The organism is Streptomyces sp. NBC_01471, assembly GCF_041438865.1.
GTDB lineage: Bacteria > Actinomycetota > Actinomycetes > Streptomycetales > Streptomycetaceae > Streptomyces.
This window is the reverse complement of record NZ_CP109451.1, coordinates 496,372-508,859: the sequence shown is the minus strand read 5'-3', so window position 1 is coordinate 508,859 and position 12,488 is coordinate 496,372. Positions and strand designations below refer to the sequence as shown.

Annotated in this window: 11 protein-coding genes; 4 read left to right on the top strand and 7 right to left on the bottom strand. The window is 67.2% G+C overall.

Going from position 1 to position 12,488, the window contains the following annotated elements; genetic code table 11:
- Positions 1 to 610 precede the first annotated feature (610 nt).
- Complete coding sequence (locus OG285_RS38195; RefSeq protein WP_331760480.1) at positions 611 to 1,201, bottom strand: helix-turn-helix domain-containing protein; 591 nt, start codon at positions 1,199 to 1,201, stop codon at positions 611 to 613.
- 70 nt (positions 1,202 to 1,271) lie between these two features.
- Between OG285_RS38195 and OG285_RS38190 the strand changes: the two genes are divergently transcribed.
- Complete coding sequence (locus OG285_RS38190) at positions 1,272 to 2,165, top strand: NADP-dependent oxidoreductase (protein ID WP_331760479.1); 894 nt, start codon at positions 1,272 to 1,274, stop codon at positions 2,163 to 2,165.
- Positions 2,166 to 2,552: 387 nt separating this feature from the next.
- Here OG285_RS38190 and OG285_RS38185 read toward each other — a convergent pair whose 3' ends face one another.
- The 5 genes from OG285_RS38185 to OG285_RS38165 all read right to left on the bottom strand — a co-directional run bounded on the left by OG285_RS38185 (position 2,553) and on the right by OG285_RS38165 (position 7,926).
- Positions 2,553 to 3,653, bottom strand: coding sequence for a ParB/RepB/Spo0J family partition protein (locus tag OG285_RS38185; RefSeq protein WP_331760478.1), 1,101 nt, complete (start codon positions 3,651 to 3,653; stop codon positions 2,553 to 2,555).
- Positions 3,653 to 4,384 (bottom strand): ParA family protein, encoded by a 732-nt coding sequence (locus OG285_RS38180; RefSeq protein WP_331760476.1) that lies wholly within the window; start codon positions 4,382 to 4,384, stop codon positions 3,653 to 3,655. The genes OG285_RS38185 and OG285_RS38180 overlap by 1 nt, the downstream gene beginning before the upstream one ends.
- A 409-nt stretch (positions 4,385 to 4,793) precedes the next feature.
- Positions 4,794 to 5,204 carry a hypothetical protein gene (locus OG285_RS38175; protein ID WP_371793742.1) on the bottom strand — a complete coding sequence of 137 codons (411 nt, stop codon included), beginning with the start codon at positions 5,202 to 5,204 and terminating at the stop codon, positions 4,794 to 4,796.
- 389 nt (positions 5,205 to 5,593) lie between these two features.
- On the bottom strand, positions 5,594 to 6,574 hold the full coding sequence (locus tag OG285_RS38170; RefSeq protein ID WP_331760473.1) for a ParA family protein: 981 nt from the start codon (positions 6,572 to 6,574) through the stop codon (positions 5,594 to 5,596).
- 1,052 nt (positions 6,575 to 7,626) lie between these two features.
- Positions 7,627 to 7,926, bottom strand: coding sequence for a hypothetical protein (locus OG285_RS38165; protein WP_331760472.1), 300 nt, complete (start codon positions 7,924 to 7,926; stop codon positions 7,627 to 7,629).
- Between the two features lie 352 nt (positions 7,927 to 8,278).
- On the opposite strand from OG285_RS38165, the gene OG285_RS38160 reads away from it, so the two are divergent.
- Positions 8,279 to 9,763 carry an FAD-dependent monooxygenase gene (locus tag OG285_RS38160; RefSeq protein WP_331760471.1) on the top strand — a complete coding sequence of 495 codons (1,485 nt, stop codon included), beginning with the start codon at positions 8,279 to 8,281 and terminating at the stop codon, positions 9,761 to 9,763.
- A gap of 42 nt (positions 9,764 to 9,805) precedes the next feature.
- Here the strand turns inward: OG285_RS38160 and OG285_RS38155 are convergent, their stop codons facing one another.
- The gene (locus OG285_RS38155; RefSeq protein ID WP_331760470.1) at positions 9,806 to 10,459 is read right to left on the bottom strand and encodes a ScbR family autoregulator-binding transcription factor; all 654 of its coding nucleotides are present in this window, start codon (positions 10,457 to 10,459) and stop codon (positions 9,806 to 9,808) included.
- A 213-nt stretch (positions 10,460 to 10,672) separates the two neighbouring features.
- On the opposite strand from OG285_RS38155, the gene OG285_RS38150 reads away from it, so the two are divergent.
- Both OG285_RS38150 and OG285_RS38145 read left to right on the top strand, forming a co-directional pair.
- Positions 10,673 to 11,560 carry a ScbA/BarX family gamma-butyrolactone biosynthesis protein gene (locus tag OG285_RS38150; protein WP_331760469.1) on the top strand — a complete coding sequence of 296 codons (888 nt, stop codon included), beginning with the start codon at positions 10,673 to 10,675 and terminating at the stop codon, positions 11,558 to 11,560.
- A 49-nt stretch (positions 11,561 to 11,609) separates the two neighbouring features.
- Positions 11,610 to 12,452 carry an NAD(P)H-binding protein gene (locus tag OG285_RS38145; RefSeq protein ID WP_331760468.1) on the top strand — a complete coding sequence of 281 codons (843 nt, stop codon included), beginning with the start codon at positions 11,610 to 11,612 and terminating at the stop codon, positions 12,450 to 12,452.
- Positions 12,453 to 12,488 lie beyond the last annotated feature (36 nt).

Below are 12,488 nucleotides of genomic sequence, written 5' to 3'. Positions count from 1 at the left end.
TCCAGGTTGGTGGCCAGGTCAGAGGGCCGGGCGTGTCGGGGTTGCGGGACGTGATGCGGCACAGAGGGACTGAGAGACCCAGTGAGTTTCGGTCCCTCTTCAGTCCCTGCCACAAAACCGCAGGTCAGAATGCATCTCCCCTGAAACCGAGGGACTGAAGGGACTGAAAAGCTCAGTTATGAACTGCTCAGGGGTAGGTACCTCTTGTTACGCGGGTGCGCATACACGCGCACACGTGATGAAGGGAACTAGAAGATTCGGTCTCTTCAGTCCCTTCAGTCCCGCTCTCGGACAGAGCAAACGCCTTTGACCTGCGGCTTTGCCGAGGGACTGAAGCAGGGACCGAACTGAGAGGGACTGTGGGCTCCCCCGGACCCCGGATGACGGGCAGTACGCACCCGAGGCCGTCTGTGCTCCTGGACTCCTTTGGGTACCGGCTGAGAGCAGCGGCTCAAGGCCGAGCAGACCGGCGCGGATTGACGCTGATGGGTCCGCAGTCGAGCGCGCCGCCCACCGGGCCCGGGGAGCATGACCGTGAGGCAAGACGTCCCGGCGGACAGGCGAAGCGCGTGATTCCCGGCCGGCTCCTGTCCTCCGGAGTAACAGGGCCTTATGCACGTCCAGAAGGGCGTGCGACCTCCCAGGCTGCCTCGATCATCCGGAAGATCTCGTCCACCGCGGCCTCCGGATCGGCAGCCTCACGGGCCAGTGAATAGGCGTCGATCACGAACCTCGCGACCGTCCGGCTCGCCGTTGCGGTCTGTGGCAGTCCGGGATCGGCGGTGATGGCCGTTGCCAGCGTTTCCGCATGGCGCAGCCTCATCGACTCCTCGTACCTCCGCAGGGCGGGTGATTCGTCGATCATGCACCAGATGGGGGCGGCGCTGTCCGCCGTGCAATGCCGTACCAGGGCATGGGTCTCACGGCGCAGTGCAGGGATGAGCGGCTCGTGTGGAGCCCGGCCGGTCACTGCCTGCGTGAGTCGTTGCTCGAAGTCTTCATCCTGCTCGAACACCAGGGCCTCTTTGGAGGCGAAGTGGGAGAAGAGCGTGGTGACGGCTACGTCAGCCTCAGCGGCCACTTCACGAATGCCCACCGCGTCGTACCCACGCTCCAGGAACAGCCGCAACGCGGTGTCAGCGATCTTCTGGCGGGTCGCGGCTTTCTTACGCTCACGGCGCCCGGACGGCAGGGTGGTCATAGTCTCACGCTATCAGTTACTAATCTGAAACAGTTTCAAAAAGCTAACCGTTAGTGTTATGGTCCACCGCATGAAGAAAGTGAGCTTCGCCGAGTTCGGCGGCCCGGATGTTCTGCAACTCATAGATGCCGAGGAGCCCCACGCGGGCCCCGGCCAGGTACGCATCGCCGTGCGGGCGGCAGGCGTGAACCCCGTCGACTGGAGGGTCCGTGAAGGTCAGATCCTGAAGGCCCATCCGATCGAGTTGCCCGCCGGGGTCGGGCAGGACGCCGCCGGGGTGGTGGATGAGATCGGGGAGGGCGTCGAAGGTGTCGAGGTCGGCGACCACGTGTTCGGCGAAGGTTTCAGCACCTATGCCGAGTCCGCTGTGCTGGCAGCCTGGGCCCGTATGCCTGAGGGCCTGACGTTCGAAGAGGCCGCCGGGTACCCCTCGGTGGTGGAGACCGCGCTGCGCATCATCCGCGAGGTCGGTGTGCAGCGCGGACAGACACTGCTGGTCAGCGGCGCGTCGGGGGGAGTCGGATCGGCGGTGCTGCAGATCGCCCGCGACCGCGGCATTACGGTGATCGGCACCGCGGGGATGGCGAATCAGGCGTACCTGCGGAGCCTGGGTGCCCTCGCCACGACGTATGGCGAGGGCTGGGTCGAGCGGGTGCGTCGGCTCGGGGATGTCGACGCGGCGCTCGATCTGGCCGGTTCGGGCGTGATTCGCGAGCTCGTCGAGCTGACCGGAGACCCGCAGAAGGTGGTCTCCATCGCCGATCTCGATGCGCCGGAGTCCGGTGTCCGGTTCTCGGGCGTGGCCGGGAGCGTGCCGGATGCGCTTGTCGAGGCCGCCGGTCTCATCTCGCGGGGAAAGCTCCACATCCCGGTCGAGAAGTCGTACGCGCTCGCCGAGGCCGCGGCTGCGCACGCCGACAGCCAGGCCGGTCACACGCGCGGCCGTCGGGTCGTGGTCGTCTGAGCCGTCTGCCGCGCCGTTGCGCCGCGTCTCCGGCGCTGCCAGGACGATGACCTGCGGTCACCTCAACAGTCCGCACGGTCCCGGGTTTTAGCCGGACATCGGGCGGCGGCCCCGGCCGGGTATCGGCCGGGGCCGCCGCCCTCGGCGCGTCCCGGTGTGGGCCTTGGTGTTGCCTTGGTAGGGGCCAGGCGGCAGGACCATTGCCCAGCCAGGTTCGGCCTTGAGTCTGCCCGGCCGGGCTCGGCCGGATTGCCGTCGCCTCGCTCCGAGTGAGAGGCCGCTCTCAGCCGTCGGCGGTTGCATCGCCTGGGGTTGGCTTGTTGGCGAAACCAAGCGGGGCCGGCCTCAGTAAAGAGACCGGCCCCGCAGAAGGACGTAGCTCCGCCGTCAGGAGGCCTTCGCTGCCTTCTCACGGCGCATCTTCGCCATCTGATTCACCTCGTCGACCATCGCGAAGAACTGGTCGTCCTCCATACGCCGGTTCAGATAGAACGCGGCTTCCTTCCCGTCGTCGTACGGGAACTTCCGCACACCGGAGCCCGTGTCAGCGGAGGCCTGGCGGGGCTCGGGCACGCTCTCACTCGCCGCTGTCTGCGTCTCGTGCGTCTCAGTGGTGTCCGGCTCCGGCTTCAAAACGCCGTTTTGAAGCTGCCCGCCCTCCGCGCTGTCACCGCCGTGCTGTGCAGTTTCCAAAACGCCGTTTTGAGGCTGGCCGTCCACCGGCCAGTCGTCGGTGCTCTGGGCGGTCTTCAAAACGCCGTTTTGAACCGGCTTCTTGCGGGGCTTCGGCTGCTGGGCCGATTCCTTGATCTTGGCGACTTGTGCCCGCTGCTCTTCGGCCGGCTTCGAAGCAAGCCCCCGCGCCTGGGACGGCTTGAGCGACCCGGCCTCGATCTCGTGCTTGACCTCGTCGTCCAGCTTGAGGAGTTCGAGCCGGTGCGAGACATACATCTGGGACTTGCCGATCCGCCGGGCGACCTCGTCCTGGCTGCCGTGACGCTCCACCATGCGGCGCAGGAACTCGGCTTCCTTGATCGGGTCGATCTTCTTGCGGTGGATGTTCTCGATGATGACCGCGTCGTCGAGCCGTCCGTCTTCGTCACCGAGACGGTCCTGCACCCGGATGTCGAAACGGGTCCAGCCGAGTTGGCGGGCCGCAGCAAGCCGCCGGTTGCCGCCGACGACGACGTACTCCGCGTCCTTTACGGCCTTCGCGTACTCGGGCTTGATCCGTACGTACACGTCGTGGGAGACCGCGGCCACGGGCTGAAGTTGGCCGACGAGACGCATTGTTTCCTTGAGTTCAGCGAACTCGGGGTCGTCGTCGGTGTAGTCCTCGGGCTGGCGCGGATTCTCAGGATTCCCTGTGATCGTGTGCATCAGCACGGTGGTCGGCGGGAGGGCCGGCTTGTCCTCCGCCTCACCACTGACGGCGCCGGTAGCAGGGGCCTGGTTCAGCAGAGTGGTGAAACTCGTCCGCCTGCTCATCAGCGGCCCTTCCTTCCAGCACCGATCTCCAGAGCCAGCTTGTAGAAGTCCTCGCGGGCTTCCATCGCGACGCGGTTCTTCTTGTAACGGGTGACAACGAGTCCTTCGACCGCCGCACGCGTATGGATTTTGTAGTGGCGGACCACGGTCTTGGCGAGGTTCCACCCATTGCCGAGGACGTATGCCTCGGTGTCGTCCAGGTCCGCTTTGCCGTCTCGGGGGTCCCAGTTGTTGATGACGACCCAGTACGGCTTGCCGAGGGGCTTCACGACTTGCTCGATGGTGTCCCGGGTCGGCATGAAGCCGAGCGGTTCCGGCTCGATCGGGACGATGATGTCGTCAGCGACGGAAAGGACGGCCCGCATCGCGTCTGCGGCAGCACTCTTGCCGAAGGGGTCCCCGGCTTGCTCGAGATCGTCCTCGGGCAGATCCATCCAGCCGGGGGTGTCGATGAAGGCGTGCTTGATCTTCTTGGACTTCTTGAGCTCAGGGAAGAAGCCGAGGTCCTTGCGCGTCTTGGTCTGCACGAAGGAGAAGGGGAGTTCGTCGCCGACTTGTTCCGACCACCACGTTGCCGATCCCTGAGGGTCGCTGGAGATCGCGACGACGTAGTCGGGATCGTCGGCTGGGGACTGCCCCAGCACCTCAGCAGTGGTGGCTGCTGTGTTGACGGTCAGGGTCGACTTGCCGACCCCACCCTTACGGTTGATGAACGCCGTGATGCGCGCCATGAGTTGTGACTCCGTAGATTCCGTATGCTTCCCGGCCGGTGAGGGCCAGTACTGGCGGACCCACACAGCATTTCACGCCTGGGTCCTGTGGTGTCCCCTGAGTACCGCGCGTCGCGTCGGCAGACCTTTCAAAACGCCGTTTTGAAAGGTCTGCCTTCCCCGAGGCATCGACCGCTGCACGGACCACGGTCAAAACGCCGTTTTGAAGCCCACTGTCCGTTCAGACCGCCAGCCGCCGGCCATCCGAGTCCCGGCATGCGGCTGCCTCTCCCCCACCGCCATGGGATGCCGGACACCTCCATGGGATGCCGGAGTACGAGCGACCAGATCTGCCCAGCGGGCAACTACGGGCCCCGACGGAGCGATGCCGCACGTGAACCGGTGGGCTCTCCACGTGCGGCCGACTCCCCTACCGGCCTCGTCGCTGCGACGAGCCCGGCAGGAAATGATCGAGGACGGCGTTCAAGAAGTCGCTGCGGTTGTCGAACCGGTAGGCCTCTGCCCACGCGTCGTAGACGGCGAGCTCACGGCGGGAGGGCCTGAACGACAGCTGCACCCGGCCCTTGGTGCGGCCGCGTGCCGGCCTGCGGTTTGCGACATCGCCGAAGAGGTTGTCGTCGTCGCCGTCCTCGTCGAGGACCACGGGCTGCTGGCGTCGGCGCTCCTTCTGCAGGAGTTGGCCGAAGCATCCGTCACGGCGCGCACTGGTGAAGGCGCGCCTGACGACTACGGCGTTGGTGGGTTCATTGCCGTGCTGCTGACGCTGCGCAGACTGGTAGTCCTCAAAGCGCTGCCGAACATCGTCAGTCACCATGGCCATGGCCTGAGTGCTGGTCTGCCCGCCTTCAACCTCTCGCACGGATACGGTCGGCTCTCCGGGGCCGGCGGCAGGCGCGTGCCCGGCCGGTGGGCGGACCGGAAGCCTCTCCCTGTCCGTGAATGTCGCTGCGGGCGCGCTCCCGGGCGTCTCCCCCGTCTGTGCGGGCGCGGCGGGCGCGGGCGCGGCCGGTGTCGGCTGCGGGCTGTCCCGGGGTTTGCGTGCAGGCGGGGCGAACGCCGCGGCTGCAGCCTCAGGCAGGGTGAAGGCACTGAGCGCGGTAGTGGCGTCAGGAAGACCTCCCCGTTTCTCAGCCGCCGTGTTCGACTTCGGCGCCGTCGTTGTCGTTGCCGTTGGCTCTGTCTTCGTCTTCGTCTTCGAGGCGCGGTCAGTCATGTGGTGTGCTGCTCCTCACGGTCGAGATCGGTCTTTGCCTGGAGCACTTCCATGGCGAGCGACTGGTAGTCACCGGCCAGCGCACGCATGGAGGTGCGCAGGGCAGGTTCGAGGTCGGAGGACGAGACCATCTCCTGCGGCACCTTGCCGTGGGTGCGGCAGGCCACGGCAGCAGATTCCACATGCCGGATCACCTGGTCGAGGACCCGGGCCGCGCCGTTGAGGTCAGCCCGCAGATGCCGCTTGATCGTGGCCTGGACCCGGGTGGCAGAGCTGTTGGTTGCGAAGACCACGACGCCCAGGAGCCGCAGCAGCGGATTGAGGCTGCGGGCCTTGGCGTACCGGGCAGCGACCGTCCGCAGTCCCTTACGGCTGGAGGGGTCCGACTTGGACGGGATCAAGATCATGTCTCCGGCGACCAGGGCCTGCAGCTGGAGCGGCTCGGAGCCCGGCGCGACATCCAGAATGATCACGTCGAAGTCGTCACGGATCGCCTCGACGGCCGCCGCGTACATCCCCATCCAGGCCAGCTGGTCCTCAGGGTCGTCGCTGCGCCTGGCGAGGCGACGCTGGCAGTACAGCTCTTCCACCACGTCTTCGAGGGCGCTCCCCCCGGGAACGACCCACAGGTTGGGGCGTGCTTCGCCGGTCGGTGTCAGCGGCTTGCCGTCGAGGATGGCGGCGGCCTGAGCGTAACCGTCGTCATCGAGCGCGCTGCCGGTGATCCCGAGGTCCTCGCAGTTGTTTCCCTGCTCGTCCATCTCCATCAGCAGAACGCGGAGCCCGAGCATGGAGAGGGCGACCGCGGTGGCCGCAGACAGACTGCTCTTCCCGACCCCACCCTTGCCATTGACGATCACGAAGACCTTGCGTGTGTGCAGCTGCTCGGCCATGTGCTGGAGCCGGCGCCGCAGTGCGGCTTTCACCGTGTCGAGCTCCACGAGCCCGAGCTGCGTCGAGTACTGAGGCACTGTCACCACATTCCGCTACAAAGAGAACATCATGTGATGAGTGAAGTTAGGGGAGTCTTTCGCCGTGCATGCCGCGCCACGCGCGAGTACGGCGCTCTCAACGCGTCCTGTCACACCGTTGGCTCTGTGGCCGCGAACGCCGACGGGCCTGCCGCGGGCGGTGCCCGTGCGGACACCTGCGTGTCCGACACATAGTGGAGCGTCTGGCACGGTTCATAGCCCGAGTCATAGCCCGAGTCATCGCGCGCTAGGCGGCGCGAGGGTCAGCTCTTGCCGGAGCGTCCAGAACGACCGGCCTGCACGCTGCCCGGCTGCTGGGGGAGCGACTCAACACCGCCCCGGCTGAGAGGAGCGGAGCCGCCCGGCTGACAGGAGCGGTGCCCGTTTCAAAACGCCGTTTTGAAGACCGGCCCCGGCTGACAGGAGCGGCGCTCGGTTTCAAAACGCCGTTTTGAAGATCGCCCGGCCCAGTACCCACCACCGCAGTACCCATCACCGAGGGGCGACGGTTTCAAAACGCCGTTTTGAAACCGAGCGCCGCTGGGGCGATCGGGAAGAGATGGGCCTTCTGCTCGGACGGCTGACGCGTTCCGGTCCACGGCGGTCAGCAATCGCGTGGCGGGGCAGGGCCTGGCCGTGAGGGTCTCCGCGCACGCTGAATCCTTCCTGGAGCGATGACGCGTAAAGGGCCGGCAGCGGTGCGGGCCGCTCTCCGTTATCCGTGCTGCGAAGGCGATCTGCCCGAGGGCCGGTGGAGACTGGAGCGGGCGCTCGAGTCCCTCTCCCGCCAGGTCCGCCGTGACTTCGCGGCAGTGGTCAAGGAGGTGGACATCCGCGTGCTCGATGCGACCTGGGCGGCGCACCTGATGCTCCTGGCTGGTGGGAGCAGCGGATCTGACGGTGCCGCCGTTCACGGCCGTCAACCGGCGGGCCAGCCAGTCCGTCACGCCGGGCTCGGGGCGTCATGGGAGATCCGTGAGATCCGTCCACGGATCAGCCTCGAATGCGGTCCAGGCAGACGAGCGGAACCGCCCGCATGAGTACCTCTTCGGGCGCGATCATCTGGGCTTCGGATACCGATCGTGGTGCGCATGCTTTGCCTTGTGGAGTGCGTCGGTGTCGCCGGGCTCCGCGCCGCGCTCCCTCATGATGTGAAAATGGCGGTTGAGCGCGGTGGTGAACTGCCGGGCATCGTGGTTGAGCTCCACACAGCAGGTGCGTCTGGGTGAACGGCTCTCGCGGATCTCTTCATGGTCACGAACGAGCTCCATCTCCCGGCGCTTCGCTCGTTCGGAGCCGCGCTGGGTGAGCAGTGACCCTCCCAGTGTCCCCGCCACGCCTGCCACCGCGATGAGCACTGAGCTGAGATCCACCGGCGCACTCCGGGAGTTCCTTCGGCCGCGTACCCGCTGCACGTGGTCCAGGCCGCCAAGTCTGCCGCTCCTCCGTGCGCCCGGGGCCTGGTGCTCTGTTGGCTGCCCTCAGGGCCGTCGAAGACCGGCGGCCGGCGAGTGGGGGAGGGGAGAGGCTGTCGAAGAGCACCATCAAGACCATTCGTGCGGTCTGATTCTTGTTTGATGTTCCGATGTTGCGTGAGAGCCTGGCCTATCTCGCCGGGTGTGACAGAGGCTGGGTGGGAGCAGCGCTGTGACGGTGGAGCGGCGTGGGGATACGGCAGCAAGGGGAGGTACGGCAGTCATGGGGGGAAGCATGAGCCGATCGGTCCGGCGGGAGAGTGCCGAGGTCGTGATTGCAGGGGGCGGCCCGGTGGGCATGCTGATCGCCGCCGAGCTCGCGGCTCTTGGCGTACGTGCCGTCGTGGTCGAGGCTGCGACGGAGACGCAAGTCCAGCCGAAGGCCACCACGGTGCACGCCCGGGCCGTGCAGGCGCTGGTCCGGCGGGGCTATCTGCCCGGTGTGCATACGCCGGGTGCTGTCAGTGAGAGCGAGGCGTTCCATTTCGCGGGGCTGCCCGTGGTGAGCATCTCGGTGCCGAAGGGGGAGCCCCGGCCCATCCTGAAGCGGGCGCAGGCGGATCTTGAACGGGAGTTCGAGTCACGTGCCATCGAGCGCGGCGCTCTCGTCCTGCGTGGGCATCGGATCACCACTGTGCGTCAGACGGCCTCCGGGGTGGAGGTCGAGGCCGAAGGCCCTACGGGCACGCTGGTCTGCTCGGGCGGCTATCTCGTCGGCGCGGACGGCAGTCGCAGCGTCGTACGGGAACAACTCGGCTTCACGGCCGACACGTCCCCCGCGACCGTCTCGGCGATGATGGGGCTGGTCAGGTTCCCGGACCCGGAAGCCGTACCGCCAGGATGGCAGCGCACACCGCGGGGATGGACCGTGGCCAGAGTGGGCGCCGACGGGATGGGCCTGATCCGTACGATGGACTGCACCCGCACGCACCCGAACCGCGCGGTCGCGCCGACGGTGGCGGAGCTGAGCAGTGAGGCGTCCAGGATCGCCGGCCACGACGTTCCCATGACCGATCCTGTCCATGTGACCCGGTTCAGCGACTACACCCGGCTCGTCCGCGACTACCGCGCAGGGCGCGCGTTCCTCGCCGGTGACGCCGCGCACGTACATCTGCCGATCGGTGGCCAGGGCCTGAGTACCGGGCTGGTCGACGGGCTGAACCTCGCGTGGAAACTGGCTCACGTGGTCCGCGGCACGGCGGGGGAGGGCCTGCTCGACACCTACGACGCGGAGCGCAGGCCGGTGGCGCAGCGGGTCATCGACGGTACCCGCGCCCAACTGGCGCTCATGCGCAGCGGACTCGAACTGGATCTGCTGCGTGAGGTCTTCGTGGGGCTGCTCGCCCTGGAACAGCCCAATCAGCAGATCAGCGAGATGATCAGCGGTCAGGACACGGTCTATCCGGCGCGTTCCGCCCCCGGCTCCGACTGGGAGGGTGTCTTCCTGCCGAACCTGTCGCTGAGTGTCGGCACCGAGGAGACGGATGTGGTGACGCTGCTCCAGGACGGGCGTCCCCTGCTGCTGGTGCACGAGTCGGCGGGTGCGTACCTCGCGGAGTCCCTGCCATGGCAGAGCGTGTTGTGCACGGTCACCGTGCACAACACGCTGCCTTGTGCGGCGTTGCTGGTGCGCCCGGACGGTCATGTTGCCTGGGCGTCGGACGGCGGTCCGCTCACCGAGGCACTACGCTCCTGGTTCGTCGAGCGACCCCAGCGGTGACGATCCGGTCGGGAAGGGCACGGAGCAAGGCGATGGCAAGGGCTATGCCACTTCTGCCACTGCCGCTTCGTCGATTTCGCGGGCGATGCGGGCACCGCGTTCCGGGGAGAAGTCGATCACGGCCAGCACCGCCGGTACACAGACACTGGGCGTGAGATGGCGCTGGAGTGCGGAGATCCGGTACTCCAGATCCGCGTAGCCGTTCAGGGTGTGTGACAACGACTGGAGGCCGGCGAAGGCGCCGACGAAAATGTCCGCGGTCTCGGTGGTCACCACGTGGGGCAGCAACTCGCCCTGTTCCATGGCTGCGTCGAGCAGATTCAGGGTCGCGTCACGCCATCTCAGGAACGGGCCGCTGCGGTCGAGTCCGTCTATCCGCTGGTCCAGGGACAGGCGGACGCCGGCACGAACCAGCAAGTTGGTCCGTACTCGGTACGCATGGACCAGCGACGTATCCACCAGCTCCTGCACCTTGGTGCTCTGGGGCGGGATGGTGATCCTCTGGTCCTGCTCGCCGAGCACGCCCTGAGCGAGGGTGTCCTTGGAGTCGAAGTGGAAGTACAGCGCTCCCTTGGTCACTCCCGCGACTTTGAGGATTTCTGTGATCGTGGCTGCCTCGTACCCGCGCTGCTCGAAAACCGCACAGGCGGCTGCGAGGATCGCCTGTCGAGTGCGGACTGCCCGCTCTTGTTTCACCGTGTCGCCCTTCTTCGTCGCCCCGTAGAGGTCAGGCTAGACGAAAGCATTCCCGAAATCCGCTTGAAAAAAACCGCCAAGCAGGTTTGTATCGTAACGCAAGTCAGTTCCGTGCAGCTTGCGAGCGGGGGGATTCCGTTGAAGGCAGCAGTTGTGAGCACACCGGCGCAGCACTCAGGATTCAGGGAGGAACACGGGTACATACCGGCAAACATGGCTCTGGTGCACCGGACCAGAGCGGAGGACACTTTCGCGATCGGCTGGAGTCAGCTGGGGGAGCGGCACTTCTCCGTCCAGGCGCGACTTCCGAGCAAGCACCCGTTCTTCAGCCCTGCGGACGGAGACACCTACGATCCGCTGCTGCTCGTGGAGACGATGCGGCAGGCGTCGATCATGGTGAGTCACGCTGGGCTGGCGGTGCCCCTCGGCTACCACTTCATGCTGTCGGATCTCGAATTCACCTGCCGGCCCCAGTACTTGGGCGTGGATGCTGAGGCTGCCGACATGGACGTCGAGGTGTTCCTTCCTGAGATCGCCACGAACAAGTCCGGACAGCCCAGCCGTCTCACCTGCCACTGGATCATGCGCCGCGCCGGGTGGGTGGTCGCCACCGGAGTCGGCCAGACGCGATTCACGAGCCCCAGTGTCTACCGGCGGCTGCGGGCCGGACGCGAGGCGTCCGGCGTCAGCGTTCCCCCGGTACCGCGGCTGGCCCCGTACCGCGTGGGCCGCAGCCGGGCCCAGGACGTCCTGCTGTGCGAGGGAGGGGAGCGGAACGAGTGGCTCCTGAGCGTCGACACGACCCTTCCCACGCTCTTCCAGCACCCCAATGACCACGTACCCGGCATGGTCCTCCTGGAGGCTGCCCGCCAGGCAGCCACGGCGACGGCCGGACCCGGACCGTACGTACCGTCCAGCGGCTCGGCCACCTTCCGGCAGTACGCCGAGTTCGGCGCACCCTTCCGGCTCAGAACCGAGATCGTGCGCAAGGGCGTGTGTGCGGGCGACCGGACCGGAGTACGGGTCGTCGGTCACCAGAGCGGCGAGCCGGTCTTCGACTGTGTGCTCGCCGCTCCCGTGTACGCGACGCTCGCGGGCTGACCGGGCCGGTGAGCCCGGCGGACGAAACCAGGGACAAGGAAGATCTGGCGTGATTCTTGTGACAGGGGCGACCGGGACGGTCGGACACCAGGTGGCCCGGCTGCTTGCCGGCACGGGGCCGGTACGAATCCTGGCCCGGGATCCTGCGCGGGTGACGGTGAAGGGACCGGCGGTGGAGGTCGTCCAGGGCTCCTACGAGGACCGGCTCTCGCTGAGCCGGGCGCTTCGCGGGGTGCGGTCGGTGTTCCTCGTGACCAACGACCCCCAGCAGGACCACGATGCGGTCCTCGTCGAGGAAGCCACGGCGACGGGCGTACGCCGCCTGGTGAAGCTGTCCGCGGCCGCGGTCGCGGACCCCGCGGCACTGGACCTGATCACCGCCTGGCAGCGGAGGAACGAACACCTGGTACGCAGCAGCGGGCTGGAATGGACGATGCTGCGTCCCCGGTCGTTCATGTCCAACACGCTGTCCTGGGCCCGCACGATCCGGTCGGGAGGGGAGGTGCACGCTCTGTACGGGCGCTCACGGAATCCCTGTGTCGACCCGCGCGACGTCGCCGAGGTGGCGGTGCGGGCTCTGACCGAGGACGGGCATGACGGGAGGCAGTACACGCTGACCGGACCCAGGGCCCTTTCGGCGGTCGATCAGACCGCCGACCTGGCGCAGGCGCTCGGCCGCCCCCTGCGGTTCGTGGAACTGGACCCGGAGCAGGCGTCCGCGCGCCTGCGCACCCGCTACCCGGCCGCGGTCGCCGATGCGTTGATGCACAGTGCGCGGCGTCAGCTCGACGGCGGCAAGGCGCAGGTGGAACGGACCACGGCGGATCTCCTGGGGAGGCCCGCACGCTCCTTCCGCACCTGGGCGGCAGACCACGCCGGGGCGTTCGCCTGACCGTACGGCGTCTCCCGCGTACAGCACTCGGCCTTC

What these genes read in the sequence shown, in the direction of transcription:
- OG285_RS38195 (WP_331760480.1), bottom strand. Translation starts at nt 1,201, where the DNA reads ATGACCACCCTGCCGTCCGGGCGCCGTGAGCGTAAGAAAGCCGCGACC.
- OG285_RS38180 (WP_331760476.1), bottom strand. Translation starts at nt 4,384, where the DNA reads ATGGCGCGCATCACGGCGTTCATCAACCGTAAGGGTGGGGTCGGCAAG.
- OG285_RS38190 (WP_331760479.1), top strand. Translation starts at nt 1,272, where the DNA reads ATGAAGAAAGTGAGCTTCGCCGAGTTCGGCGGCCCGGATGTTCTGCAA.
- OG285_RS38175 (WP_371793742.1), bottom strand. Translation starts at nt 5,204, where the DNA reads ATGGCCATGGTGACTGACGATGTTCGGCAGCGCTTTGAGGACTACCAG.
- OG285_RS38160 (WP_331760471.1), top strand. Translation starts at nt 8,279, where the DNA reads ATGAGCCGATCGGTCCGGCGGGAGAGTGCCGAGGTCGTGATTGCAGGG.
- OG285_RS38150 (WP_331760469.1), top strand. Translation starts at nt 10,673, where the DNA reads ATGGCTCTGGTGCACCGGACCAGAGCGGAGGACACTTTCGCGATCGGC.
- OG285_RS38185 (WP_331760478.1), bottom strand. Translation starts at nt 3,653, where the DNA reads ATGAGCAGGCGGACGAGTTTCACCACTCTGCTGAACCAGGCCCCTGCT.